The following is a 13,760-nucleotide window of genomic DNA, read 5'->3' as shown; positions in this document are numbered from 1 at the left end:
AAAAAAAGTGAGAAACGATCGTTTAGGTGCAAATGTATTAAGCGTCAAGATCATTCCAAACGCTGATGCGGCGTTGGCTGAGCAACTATCTCTAAAACCGGGTCAACGTTCACTAGGTATCATTACTTCAGATTGTGATGATGTAACCTATGTTGCCTTGGATGAAGCGACAAAAGCAGCCGATGTCGAAGTTGTTTACGCAAAAAGTATGTATGCTGGTGCGGCGAATGCTTCTACTAAACTTACCGGTGAAGTTATTGGCATCTTGGCTGGACCAAGTCCTGCTGAAGTGAACAGCGGCTTAAGCGTTGCCGTTCAAGTCATTGAGAATGAAGCCAGCTTCATTAGTGCAAATGATGATGATAGTATTCCCTACTTTGCCCATGTAGTGTCTCGTTCTGGTAGTTTCCTATCTGAACAGGCTAATATCCAAGAAGGTCAAGCAATCGCCTACTTGATTGCGCCACCTTTAGAAGCAATGGTTGGTTTAGATGCGGCTTTGAAGGCAGCTGACGTACAGATGGGTGTGTTCTATGGTCCGCCTTCTGAAACAAACTTTGGCGGTGCCTTATTGTCAGGCAGCCAATCTGCTTGTAAAGCTGCTTGTGGCGCTTTCGCTCAAGCCGTTCAAAATGTGGCGGATAATCCGCTGACTTATTAAGGAAGTGCAGTGAATGAAAGCATTAGGAATGATAGAGGTTCGTGGCTTCCTAGGTGCCGTAAGTGCTGCCGATGCGGCATTGAAAGCAGCGGATGTTGATTTGAATAACGCAGAGGTGATTCGTGGCGGTTTGACAACCGTCGAGCTGGTCGGTGATGTCGCTGCAGTCGAGGCTGCCGTTGATGCGGGGGTGGCAGTGGCAGAGGATTTGAATTGCCTAATTGCTCACCACGTCATTGCTCGTTTGGATCCTCAAACAACCAGAGTGACTACTCGTAAAGAGTCTACCCATGAGCAGGCAGCAGAAGCCGCAGACGAAGTCGTCGAATCTGTCATAGAAGAGACTGTGGCAACTACCCAGCGTGATCTAACACAACTTGAGGCGGCATTATTGAAAGAAAAAGTTGTTGACCTTAGAAAACGCGCGTACAAAATGAACCTGGAACACTTAAAAAAATCGGAGATCAAATTTGCCAACAAAGAAACCCTAGTAAAGGCAATTTTGAATGAAATAGAAAGAAGTGACAATGATTGGAATTAGTAGATAAAGATTTACGATCCATTCAAGAAGTACGGACATTAATCCGTGAAGCCAAACAAGCACAAGAAGAATTAGCAACTTTCTCACAACAAAAAATCGATGCCATCGTCAAAGCGGTAGCTGACGCAACTTATTCAGAAAGAGAACGTTTAGCTAAACTTGCCAATGAAGAAACTGGTTTTGGGATTTGGCAAGACAAAGTAATGAAAAACGCTTTTGCTTCAAAAGCCGTCTTTGACTATATCAAAGATATGAAAACGGTGGGGGTCGTTCATGAAGATCCTGAGAAAAAAGTAACAGAAGTAGCAGTTCCAGTTGGTGTAGTAGCGGGCTTGATTCCTTCTACCAACCCAACTTCGACAGTCATCTATAAAGCGATGATTGCTCTAAAAGCAGCCAATAGTATCGTGTTTTCACCCCATCCTAATGCCTTGAATGCTATTTTGGAAACCGTCAAAATCATTCAACAAGCGGCAGAAGCTGCTGGGGCTCCTAAAGGCGCTGTTTCGGTTATGACTGTACCAACTATGCAAGGAACCCACGAGTTGATGACCAATAAAGATACAAACTTAATTTTGGCAACTGGTGGTAATGCGATGGTGCGGGCTGCTTATTCATCTGGTACACCCGCAATTGGGGTTGGACCTGGTAATGGCCCTGCCTTTATCGAAAGAAGTGCCAATGTCACTGCGGCTGTGAGCGCAATTATGGATTCAAAAACTTTCGATAACGGTACAATTTGTGCCTCTGAACAATCTATCATTGTGGAAACAGTCAACCGTGAAGCGGTTAAGGCTGAGTTGATTAAACAGGGTGCTTACTTCTTAGATGCAGCTGAAGCAGACAAGTTAGCCAAATTCATCCTGCGTCCAAATGGCACGATGAACCCTCAAATCGTGGGTCGTTCCGTACAACATATTGCCAAACTTGCTGGTCTGTCGATTCCTGAAGATCGCCGCTTGATTGTGGCAGAAGAAACGCACGTGGGGCCTAAATATCCTTATTCCCGCGAAAAATTAGCACCAATCATCGCCTTTTATACAGTGAATAATTGGGAAGAAGGCTGTGATTTATCAATTGAAATCTTAAAAGGTGAAGGCGCTGGTCACACCATGATCATCCACACCGAAAACAAAGAAATCGTTCGTGAATTTGGCTTACGTAAACCAGTTTCACGGTTATTAATCAATACCCCTGGTTCACTTGGTGGTATTGGCGCTACTACAAACTTAGTACCGGCTTTAACTTTAGGCTGTGGTGCAGTTGGCGGTAGCTCAACATCCGATAATATCGGACCTGAAAACCTCTTCAATCTAAGAAGAATCGCTTATGGTGTCAGAACCCTTGCTGATTTACGATCTGAAGAAGGTCAGTCGAGTCAAACGACTTGCACAACTTCTGGGCAAGAAGAATTGATTAATACTTTAGTTGCTCAGGTACTCGCTCGATTACAATAATTTGTAATAAATTTTGAAAACAACAATTAGGAGGAAATTATTATGTCAAGTACAAACGCTTTAGGAATGATCGAAACTCGTGGATTAGTAGGTGCTGTTGAAGCAGCCGATGCAATGGTAAAAGCAGCAAACGTAACTCTTATCGGAAAAGAACAAGTCGGCGGCGGCTTAGTAACTGTTATGGTTCGTGGTGATGTTGGTGCCGTTAAAGCAGCAACTGATGCTGGCGCTGCTGCAGCTGAACGTGTGGGTGAATTATTATCTGTTCACGTAATCCCACGTCCACATTCTGAAGTTGATGCTATTTTGCCACATCATGGTGAAATCTAAGAATTAGATCGGGTGGGGTTGTATTAGCCGTCTTGTTTCAACAGACAAGCAGGTAATACAACCCTCCTGTTCAGTTAGGAAGGTTGCGCTGATGGAAATCATAACAGAAGATACGATTCGGCGACTTTTGCGGAAAAAGGAACTGCGAGACGGCGGCTGTTTTGTTTTAAAAACCAAGAGTATGATCACGCCATCTGCTCAAAGTTATCTGAGAGAGCATCGAATTGATGTCAATTATTTGGAAGTGAAAGGGCCTACCCAAAAACCCGCTCCTTCTAGTCAGGCTGATAAGAAACAGGCAGTTACTTCTAATGAACTGAAAATCGCCTATCGACATTTAGCTAATATGTTCTATTTTCCAGATTTTGCTGACGATTTTCTTACAGCAGAATGGTGGCTCTACCTAGAGCAGCAGCAAAAATGGCTGTTAAGCTTAGGTGAAATACCGGTTCAACCAGCACCAAAGAAACCGCTGATTATTTCTGGTAACCACCGTCGCTGGGCCTATGCGGTTGGCGAAATTGAATGTCAAATCGACTGTATCTTAATGTTACTGTCAGACGAACCACCGCAGAAGTATCAACGTTTTGTTGACTGGTCGCAACAGCTTTTAACCGTGTTGGCGGCAGTCAAGAAAGAGTAGGAGATGGATAGAGTGGATCCAGTAACACAAATTGTAGAAGAGGTAGTAAAACGACTAACCGAATTGACCTTTGAAGTAGAGGCCTCTGGTCGTCATATTCATTTATCACGTCATGAAATCGACTGTTTATTCGGCGAAGGGTATCAGTTGACAAAGGTCAAGGATCTTTCACAACCAGGTCAATTTGTCTGTAAAGAGCGGATCACGATTGCTGGGCCTAAAGGCATGTTTAAAAATGTCGTTATATTAGGACCAGAACGAGCAGCATCACAGGTAGAAGTTTCGTTGACAGATAGTCGAGAATTAGGGATCAATGCACCTATCAGAGAGAGTGGTCATATTGACGGTACTCCTGGGGTTGTTTTAATCAATGGTGATCGTTCTGTTCAGCTGGAAAAAGGGTTGATCGTAGCGAAACGCCATATTCATATGACGCCAGAAGATGCCGTGAAAAACCACGTGGAAAACGGTCAAATCGTAAAAGTCAAAGTGGATGGCCAACGCGCACTCATTTTTGACGATGTCGTTGTCCGAGTGAGTCCTAAATTCGCAACTTATATGCATATTGATTATGACGAAGCCAATGCATGCGGCTTAGTGAAAGGAACACGTGGTCGGATCCTACCTTAGGAGGTTCCTATGAATGTAACGGAAATTGAAACAATCATTCAAAAAATTACCGACAGACTAATGGCAGAACTGACGCCTAAAAATACGACGAATCTCGCTTTCGATCGATTGGAACAGTTGCCGCAAGAGCTTGCGGACAAGCCAGAAATAAGTTGGGTCAGACCTGAACAAGAGGCGGCAGGATTAGTGGTTAAATGTCTCAGTCTGGCGCAAATGGCTAGTATTGCCAACTTGCAGATAACGGACTTTACCACAAAGCAGGTACAACGGTATTTGTTGGCTGGTAAACCTGTCTGGGTGTTGACGACTGAATGGCCGGAGAGAAAAAGCGGTCTTAAATATGGGCTGCAAAAACACTTGCAAGCCTTGCATTCTCAGCTGGAAGGCTATGGCATTCAATTTGTTTCTCTGGAGGAATGGTGCCAAATCAAGCCTCCCGTGAAAAGAGACTATACACCTAAAGCTTATCTGACGGAAAAAGAACTGAAGCAGTTGGTACAACAGCCGAATTTCCAATTACCGGCAGACCGTCGCTTGACGCCACTGGCCCTTGATTTTGCCAGAGAAAATCAACTTATTTGAGGGAGATCTGCTTATGCTATTAGGAAGAGTGACCGGTAGTTTATGGTCAACAAGAAAAGATGAAAAACTAAACGGGTGGAAGTTTATGCTGGTAGAAGTTTGGAATACAGACACCGAGGAGCCTCAAGGATCGCTGGTAGCTGCTGATAATGCAGGTGCTGGTATTGGGGACCTTGTTCTGATTACCCAGGGTCAAGCAGCACGAATTTCCGCCGAAAATCTGGAAACGCCCATCGATGCCATGATTGTCGGGGTCGTTGATTCGATGGAATCCAATAAGTAAGGAGGGTATTTATGAGTATTAATGAGATTATTATGTACATCATGGTATTATTCATGATCATTGGGGCAGTGGATAAATGTATCGGCAATAAATTTGGCTTTGGTGAAAAGTTTGAAGAAGGAATTATGGCAATGGGGTCACTAGCCTTATCAATGGTGGGGATCATTACCTTGGCTCCCGTATTAGCCAATATTTTAAGTCCCATCGTCGTGCCGGTTTATACATTTTTAGGAGCGGATCCATCTATGTTCGCTACGACATTGCTTGCCAATGACATGGGGGGCTTTGCTTTAGCCCAACAAATGGCGCATGATCCACAAGCTGGTCTATTCGCAGGTGCGATTCTAGGGGCCATGATGGGACCAACGATCGTGTTCACGATTCCAGTTGCTCTTGGAATTATTGAAAAAAGTGATCAGCAATACCTTGCAACTGGGGTACTTAGTGGGATCGTCACAATTCCTTTAGGCTTACTAGCGGGTGGTTTAACAGCTGGGATGCCAATTGGTATGATTCTTTCCAATTTAGTACCGATTGTTTTGGTGGCAGCATTGATTATTCTGGGCTTATGGTTAGCACCAAATGGAATGATCAAAGGCTTTACCATTTTTGGACAAGGCGTTGTAATCGTTGCAATCTTTGGTTTAGTTGTAGGTGCCATCCAACAACTTGTTGGCATCACATTGATTGAAGGTATTGCACCTGTTTCCGAAGGTATCGAAGTTGTTGGTGGCATTGCGTTGACATTAGCAGGGGCCTTCTGTTTAGTTGCTTTCATTACTAAAGTGTTCAATAAACCATTATTGAAACTGGGAGAAGCAATGGGGATGAATGAAATTGCAGCCGCTGGTATGGTTGCGACTTTAGCCAACAATATTCCGATGTTTCAAATGATGAAGGATATGGACAATCGCGGAAAAATTATCAACGTTGCTTTTGCAGTATCAGCTTCATTTGTTTTAGGTGACCACTTAGGTTTTACTGCGGGTGTGGCTAAAGAAATGATTTTCCCAATGATGGTAGGTAAATTAGTTGCCGGTATTACCGCTATTTTCGTCGGTATGTTTATGGCTAACCGTCTATTAGGAAAAGCAGAACCAAAAGTGAAAGCGTAGGAGGAGAAGGTTATGGCAGAACTTAATCGTGAAATGATTGAGATACTCGTACGTCAAATCGTAACAGAAAAGTTGAATCCAGCTAAGCATATCGATCCTAGCGGGATTGCCTCAGTTAAATTACCGTTGCTGGAAGTTTCGGAAGAGGATCGTCTAGACACTGGCAATCCCAATGACATCGTTTATACAAAGGACCTGTTCTCTTTAGCAGAAAGTCCACGTTTAGGCGCCGGACTGATGGTTATGAAGGATACTACCTTTGACTGGAAACTTGATTATGATGAAATCGATTACGTCATATCAGGTCAACTAGATATTCATATCGACGGCCGCACAGTTAGTGCAGGACCAGGAGAACTGATTTTAATTCCTAAAGGAAGTCAAATCCAGTTTTCAGTAACAGGGGATGCGCGTTTTATTTATGTCACATACCCTGCTGACTGGCAAGCTCAATAATTTTGAATAATTGAATTTAAACGCTAGTAATTGGTTAGAATAAGGTACACATAACTTAATGAATTGTTATTTTTCGACAAATTTACTGTGCTAGAATGAGAATGAATGTACACTTTTGAATAAGAAGGACTTTTTTTGTAGGGAACGGGGTGCAAATCCTCGACAGTCCCTTTCTACTGTAACATGGACGAAATCTTAAAACTCACTGGAGAGCATAATCTGGGAAGAGAAGAGAGTAGGATGAAGTGAAGTCAGGATATCTGCAGGAAAAGTTCTGGACATGATAACAGGGTGAGATGTCCAGCTTCCTCTTGGTTTATGCATTGACCTATCAAGCAGGCGGCTAGACACTCACTACGAGTGTCTTTTTTTATGCAAGGGTTCGATGGGGAAACCAAAGGAGGAAAAGGAATGAAGAAGTTGATGCAACTTGCTGCTGTTTCTATTTTGTTGGGACAGGCTATCGGCACGAGCGGCTTAACGGTCTATGCGTCTGAGACCGCCAATACCGAAGCGAAAACAGAAGAAACAGCTGACACATCATCTGAAACAATAGAGTCGACGACAGCAACAGAAGCTGCAACGGCCACGACGAGTACCAGTGAAACGGAAGTCGTAGGGGAAAATGTTCAGCAATTGATTGCGCAAATTGAGGCATTTTCTGAAGGAAAGTTAGAACTTGCCCAACAAGATGAATTAAACCAGCTGATTGAAACCTATAATGCTCTTTCTGGAGAGGAGAAAGCGCAAGTTACAAATGCGGCTAAGTTAGAAAAAATGGCAGCAGCGATGGAAAAGCTGGTGAAGAAGAATCAAGCAACACAACCTAAGAAAGCAACCAAAGTGGATAAAACCATAACTGTTGCGGTAGAACGATTTGTCATCGGACAGGGCTATATTATGGAGCCTCAATTAGTCCATGTCACGCAGGATGTTAACTACGCGGTTATCTTAGATGAATTGTTCAAGCAGCAGGGTTTACAATATACCAATACCGGCAGTCCCGAGAGTGGCTTCTATCTGTCGGGAGTTACCAATGCTGACAATGGGAAAACGGAAATACCGAAAGAACTGGTTCAATTTGGACAGGAACAATATGGAATCGACTTAGCCAATCCCGTTAATGGTGAAGCACCCGACCTAAAAGAATTTTCTTATTCAGGAATGGCTGGTTGGATGTATTCCGTTAACAATGAATTTCCCGGCGTTGGTATGAGTGATAAAACGCCAGAAGATGGCGATGTTTTTCGCGTACAGTTTACTTTAGTAGGATATGGGGCGGATTTAGGCTCTAGCTTTGGCGGTAACGATGCCTTACCCGTTGCCAATAAAACAGCTTTGACTCAAAAAGTAGCAGAAATCAATCAGGATGCTGCTGGCTGGCAAAATCAAGGAGCAGCTTATCAAAAAGCCTATGAAAATGCCCAAAAAGTCTTAGTCAAATTGTTAGCAACACAAGCAGAAGTCGACGAGGCTTTAACATTACTGGAGCAACCGGCAGAGCCACAACCAGATCCGGTGGCTGATGTCATTGCCTTGATTGAAGCGTTGGGTGACATTACTAGTCTTGACCAAGAGGCACAAGTTACCGCCGCTCGCAAAGCATATGATGCGCTGACTAAGGAACAACAGGCGGCTGTTGGCGAAAAGAAACTGGCACAGCTGGTGAAGGCTGAAGAAAAAATTCAAGACTTGAAAAATCAACAAGCAGCGGATGAAGTAATCAACATGATTGCGGCTTTACCGACTGTTGATGAGGTCGCTTTAAGTGATCAAAAAGCAGTTGAGTCTGCTGAAGCAGCTTATAAAAAGCTGACTGAAGCGCAACAAAAATTAGTAACAAATCAAGAAAAGCTAGTAAATTTGCTAGAACGTTTAACTGAACTTGCTAACGAGGCGGGTTTTGATTTACAAAAAGCGTTGCAAGCAGCTTCAGAGAAAATTATCAGCAGTGGTAATTTAGGTGATTGGAGTTCATTAGCAGTGGCTCGTTCTGGATATCCTGCCTCAGAAGAGCTACGGATGTCCTCTTATAAAAAACTAGCTAGTAGAGTATTGGAATACAATGGCAATTATGGCTCTGGTAACGGTCAACGGCCGTGGACAGACGCGGAACGACAAACCATTGGGATTATTTCTTTAGGGGGCAACCCACGGAATGTTGGCGGCATCGACTTGATTCAATTGATGGTGGATCACGATTTGACAGGAACGATCAATAACCAGATTTATGGTCTGATTGCTCTTTCTTTAAAGGATTACGGCATCAAAGGACAAGAGGAACAAATCCAAAAACTATTAGCTGCGCTTGTCAAAGCTCAACTAGCAGATGGTGGCTGGGCTTTATTTGGCAAAGCAGGAGATATTGATATCACTGGCATGACCTTAACGGCATTAGCACCCTATAAAGGGCAGCCAGAGGTAGCGGCGGCTATTGAAAAAGGCGTTAGTTTCTTTAAAAAGACCATGACGGCTGATGCTGACTTTTTCATCCCTGCTTGGTTCGCTAAAGAACCCAACTCTAACAGTCAGGCGCAAGCAATCATTGGGCTTTCAGCTGTTGGCGAAGACTTGACCAGTGCGACGTATACGACGGATAATGGCAAAAATCCGGTTAAACGTTTGGCAGAATTCCAGCTGGAAACTGGCGGCTTCAAATGGCTATTGAATGACCGAAATGAAAACGGTATGGCAACAGAGCAGGCAGTTCATGCTTTGAGTCAATACGCCTTCTCTGTTCAAGGAAAAGGGTCTATTTATGACTTTGACAAGAACCCCGTACCAAGCTTGCCAGATGAATCAGCTCAAACAGCGGCCGATCGTGTGACGGCTTTGATCCAAGCATTACCAGCTGCGGAAAAACTTACATTAGATAATGAAGACGCGGTGAAGAGTGCGGATTTAGAATACCGTTTGCTGCCTAAAGAAACGCAAGCATTGCTTACTAGCGATGTAGTAGCTAAACTTTCAGCGGCAGTTGCACGAATCAAGCAATTAAATGATGATGTGGATATTGCCTATAATGTGGAATTACAAATTGGTTGGCTGCCTAAATTAGACAAATTAGTACTAGCCGATGAGGCAAAGGTAGTAGAGGTTCGAGGCTTATATGATGCGTTGACCAAAGACCAACAAAAACTTATTCCTCAAGGCCATTTGGAAAAATTAATTTCATTAGAAACAAAACTGGTAGACCTAAAAGCGGCCGACCAAGTAATGAAGGAAATTGACAAGCTACCAGAACTGGAAAGCCTATCCTTGGCCGATAAGGAGACCGTTTGGAAAGTCAAAGAAGCATTCGACCATCTAACGTCTGTTCAAAAAGAGTATGTGACCAATAAAGAAACGCTCAACTTGGCAATTAATAAAATCAACACATTATCAGGTCTACAAGATGTGGAGGGTGCGTTGAAATCGGCAGCGGGTCGCATCAAGGAAAAACAAAGTATCCTTGCTGAATGGAATGCACTGGCATTAGCTCGTTCAGGATATCCAGCCGACGAAGCCTTTCGTTTAGCTTCATATCAAGTTTTAGCCAAAGCAATCGAAGCACAGGATGGGCAATACGGTTCAGGCAGTGGGAAACGGCCATGGACTGATGCGGAACGTCAAGCAATCGGCATACTCGCTTTAGGCGGGAATCCCCGCGACGTGGCCGGCATTGATTTGATCAAACTGTTAGCAACGAATGAATTGACTGGCACCATCAACAATCAAATCTTTGGCTTGATTGTACTAGGCAGCAATGATTACGGTCTTCAAGAACAAAAAGATCAGATTGATACCTTAATCACTGCGTTAGTGAGCAAACAGTTTGCTGATGGCGGTTGGGCACTATTTGGCAAAACCGGTGATATTGACATCACAGGTATGACGTTAACTGCGTTAGCACCTTACAAAGATCGTCCAGAAGTTCAAACAGCGATCAACAAGGCGGTCGCATTCTTTAAAAATAATTTGACCACAGAAGGCGACTTCTTTATTAAGAGTGCCTTTGCAACAGAAGCCAATGCGAATAGCCAAGCGCAAGCCATTTTAGGATTATCCGCAGTAGGGGAAGATTTGACGGCAGCTGCTTATACAAATGAAGCGGGGATCAATCCTGTCAACCGTCTAATCCAATTCCAATTGACCAATGGTGGGTTCAAGTGGCTTGTGTCAGACACGAAAGAAAATGATATGGCCACGGAGCAAGCGGTACATGCTTTAGCTCAATTCACCTTCCAGCAAAAAAATAAGGGAACAATCTATGATTTTGCTAAAAACCCAGTGCCACAACTGGCAATCGAGTCGACTACCCAACAGGCTGAAAGAGTGGCGAAGCTAATTGCAGGTCTACCAGTTGCAGAAGCACTGACACTGGCCGACAAAGAGCAGGTTGCTCAAGTACAACAAGCTTTTGAAACGATTACGCTAGCGGCTCAGAAACTGATTTCTGCTGACTTAAAACAAAGATTACAAGAATGTCTAACGAAAATAGCTGAGCTTGAAGAAGACTGGTCCATTGCGGAAAAAGTCGTAACCGAATTGGAAAAAATGGGGAACAAGACAGATTGGTCACTTAAGGATAAAGAGTGGATTCAAACAACTCGTGCGGCTTATGAAGATTTGACTGCTGGCCAACAAAAAATGATTACTAAGGAACAGTATGGCTACCTAGTGAAGGCTGAAGAAATTCTAGCTGATTTAGAGGCTACTGCCGCCTTGATCCAAAAAGTCAGCAAGCAAATTCAAGAATTGCCAACGGCTAATCAGCTGAAGATTACTGACCGTGAAAAAGTTGAAGCGGCCAATCAGGCATTTAATCAATTGTCAGCTAATCAAAAAGAACAAGTTCAGCAAGAGCTTATTGAAAAATTGCAGTCCTGTGTTAAACGAATGGCTACAATGGTAGCAGACCAAGAGAAAGCACAGCAAGTGGAGCGAGCAATTGAAAAATTACCAGCAGTAAATGAGTTGACTGGGAAAGATGAAGCAGCAGTTCAAGCGGTTAGAAAACAATATGATGCTTTGACCAAAGGACAACAGGCCTATGTTACTAAGGATGCCGTGGCGAAACTAACGAGCTTGGAAAAACAACTCGTTATCTTAAAAGATCAAGCGGCGGCAAAGGTGGTTAGTGACTTGATCAAAAAACTGCCGACGCTAGACAAATTATCACTTGCCGACCGTGTGAAAGTAGAATCTGCTCGGCAACATTATGATGCCTTGAATAAGACACAGCAACAATATGTCACCAATATTGAAACCTTGAATAAAGCAGAGAAACGACTAGCGGAACTTATGAGTCAACAAGATGCTTATGAAAAAGTGTTAAACGAAACCCAAGGGTATGTCTTGGGACTATTCCAAGATTATCAACCGAACTTTACAAATGAATGGATGATCATGGATTTAGCACGGAATGGGCAAAAATTAGATCAACCTCTATTCCAAGAGTATTATCAAAATGTCGTGACCCATATTCAAAAGGTCAATGGACAACTGCACACAGCTAAGTATACGGAATTCTCACGCCTAGCCTTAGCAATTACGGCTATTGGGAAAGACGCTCGCGATGTCGGCGGTTATAATCTATTCGATTATTTAAGTGATTTCAACAAAGTAACCTACCAAGGAATCAATGGCGCTATTTTTGCCTTGATTGCGGTGGATACTCGCGCAGATTATCGTTTTACAAAACCGATGGGTGTAAAAGAATACACCACCCGTGAAAAACTGATTCAGCACATCCTAGATAAGGAACTAGCAGCTGGCGGCTGGAATCTCTTTGGGACTAAACCGAATATTGATATCACAGCAATGGCTATACAGGCTCTAGCACCTTATAAGGACGATGCCAAAGTTGGTCAGGCAATTGAGCGTGCATTAGCGACACTTTCTAAGCTCCAAAATGAAACAGGAACTTTCGGTACAGTGGATACGCAAAACTCCGAAGAAATAGCTCAGGTCATTACGGCTTTGACGGCTTTGGGGATTAATCCAGCGGAAGATAAACGATTTGTTAAGAAAAACAACTTAATTCAAGCTTTAAACAGCTTCCATATTAAAGGTAGTGGTTTTGTACATGTCTTGCCAGGAGGCAACAGCAATGGCGGCGGCGCACCTGGCGAAGTCAACGGGATGGCTAGTGAACAAGCCTTTTATGCCCTAGTTGCATATGATCGTTTCCTTAAAAATGAAACCCGCTTATATGATATGAATGATGTGCCAACTGAATCAGATAAAGAAGCCGCAAAACGTGTTACAAAACGAATTGAAGCCTTAGGAAAAATCACGAGTCTCAATCAAAAAGATGCAGTTCTAATGGCACGCGCAGCTTATGAAGGATTGACGAAAAAACAAAAAGCGTTAGTTTCAAAAGCAACGTACAGTATTTTAGCGAAGGCAGAAGCATTGATCCAAGAACTTGAAGCGTCGGCCTCTGAAGCAGAATTACAAGCAGAAGCTGAAAAGGTTGCAGTTGAAATCGATTTATTACCAACGCCAAATCAAGTCACTTTGAAAGATGAAGCTAGGATCTTGTTGGTACGAAATCATTACAATGAGCTACCAAAAGCGGCCAAGCAACTCGTTAAGAATGTTAAAAAACTTGAGCTCGCAGAAGCACAATTGGAAGCTTTAAAAAACACTGCAATTAAGCCTGTAGCACCAAGCAAGCCAGCTGGCGGTAACAATAGTAATAACGGCGGAACAATCAACATCAATACCGGCACAGCAACTGGCAATGGTGGGGCTACCATCATCACAAGTACCTCACCACAAGGAAATGGCGTTAATGGATTAGCTATTAGACCAACGAATGCACCGAATACAACTAAGACAAATGATGCTACGAAGAAAGCTGCTGCGAAGCAAGCGGATAAGCAAAGTAAAGGCTGGCAATTTGCGGGAGATGACTACCTCCCAGAGACGGCAGCACCTGCTAGTGAACCAGTAGAAAAAGAAGCGACTTCATCGAATAAAGTGATTTTTGTTTTAGAAATTGCCGGGGCAGTCGCAGCGGGAGCAGCCGCAACTGCAGGAGGCTTCTGGTTCTTTAAACGCCGTGGATAGAAAGGA

Annotated in this window: 11 protein-coding genes and 1 riboswitch; all 11 genes read left to right on the top strand. The window is 43.4% G+C overall.

The window, feature by feature from the left end:
• Nucleotides 1-7: 7 nt before the first annotated feature.
• The 11 genes from eutL (at nt 8) to ECA01S_RS01220 (ending at nt 13,754) form a co-directional block, all read left to right on the top strand.
• On the top strand, nt 8-661 hold the full coding sequence (eutL, locus tag ECA01S_RS01270; protein ID WP_067389890.1) for an ethanolamine utilization microcompartment protein EutL: 654 nt from the start codon (nt 8-10) through the stop codon (nt 659-661).
• A gap of 13 nt (nt 662-674) precedes the next feature.
• The gene (locus tag ECA01S_RS01265; protein WP_067389887.1) at nt 675-1,202 is read left to right on the top strand and encodes a BMC domain-containing protein; all 528 of its coding nucleotides are present in this window, start codon (nt 675-677) and stop codon (nt 1,200-1,202) included.
• Nucleotides 1,193-2,659 (top strand): acetaldehyde dehydrogenase (acetylating), encoded by a 1,467-nt coding sequence (locus ECA01S_RS01260; RefSeq protein WP_067389884.1) that lies wholly within the window; start codon nt 1,193-1,195, stop codon nt 2,657-2,659. Before ECA01S_RS01265 ends, ECA01S_RS01260 begins: the two co-directional genes overlap by 10 nt.
• A 42-nt stretch (nt 2,660-2,701) precedes the next feature.
• Nucleotides 2,702-2,989: a BMC domain-containing protein gene (locus ECA01S_RS01255; RefSeq protein WP_067389881.1), complete on the top strand. Its 288-nt coding sequence runs from the start codon at nt 2,702-2,704 to the stop codon at nt 2,987-2,989.
• A 91-nt stretch (nt 2,990-3,080) separates the two neighbouring features.
• Entirely contained in the window at nt 3,081-3,632 is a 552-nt protein-coding gene (locus ECA01S_RS01250) for a hypothetical protein (protein ID WP_067389878.1), read from the top strand.
• 12 nt (nt 3,633-3,644) lie between these two features.
• Nucleotides 3,645-4,262: an ethanolamine utilization phosphate acetyltransferase EutD gene (eutD, locus tag ECA01S_RS01245; RefSeq protein ID WP_373277528.1), complete on the top strand. Its 618-nt coding sequence runs from the start codon at nt 3,645-3,647 to the stop codon at nt 4,260-4,262.
• A gap of 9 nt (nt 4,263-4,271) precedes the next feature.
• The gene (locus ECA01S_RS01240) at nt 4,272-4,844 is read left to right on the top strand and encodes a hypothetical protein (RefSeq protein WP_067389873.1); all 573 of its coding nucleotides are present in this window, start codon (nt 4,272-4,274) and stop codon (nt 4,842-4,844) included.
• A 13-nt stretch (nt 4,845-4,857) separates the two neighbouring features.
• Nucleotides 4,858-5,127 (top strand): EutN/CcmL family microcompartment protein, encoded by a 270-nt coding sequence (locus ECA01S_RS01235; RefSeq protein WP_067389870.1) that lies wholly within the window; start codon nt 4,858-4,860, stop codon nt 5,125-5,127.
• A gap of 11 nt (nt 5,128-5,138) precedes the next feature.
• On the top strand, nt 5,139-6,242 hold the full coding sequence (gene eutH / locus ECA01S_RS01230) for an ethanolamine utilization protein EutH (protein ID WP_067389866.1): 1,104 nt from the start codon (nt 5,139-5,141) through the stop codon (nt 6,240-6,242).
• Between the two features lie 12 nt (nt 6,243-6,254).
• The gene (locus ECA01S_RS01225) at nt 6,255-6,698 is read left to right on the top strand and encodes a EutQ-related cupin domain-containing protein (protein ID WP_067389864.1); all 444 of its coding nucleotides are present in this window, start codon (nt 6,255-6,257) and stop codon (nt 6,696-6,698) included.
• 118 nt (nt 6,699-6,816) lie between these two features.
• Nucleotides 6,817-6,980, top strand: a riboswitch (cobalamin riboswitch).
• A gap of 129 nt (nt 6,981-7,109) precedes the next feature.
• A complete protein-coding gene (locus tag ECA01S_RS01220) occupies nt 7,110-13,754 on the top strand; it encodes a DUF4430 domain-containing protein (RefSeq protein ID WP_067389860.1) in 6,645 nt (2,214 codons plus the stop codon).
• Nucleotides 13,755-13,760: the final 6 nt, after the last annotated feature.

Origin of the sequence: Enterococcus canis NBRC 100695 (assembly GCF_001544375.1) — a bacterium.
GTDB classification, from domain to species: Bacteria; Bacillota; Bacilli; order Lactobacillales; family Enterococcaceae; genus Enterococcus_H; species Enterococcus_H canis.
Note: the sequence above shows the minus strand (reverse complement) of the source record. Positions and strands in the feature narration are given on the sequence as shown.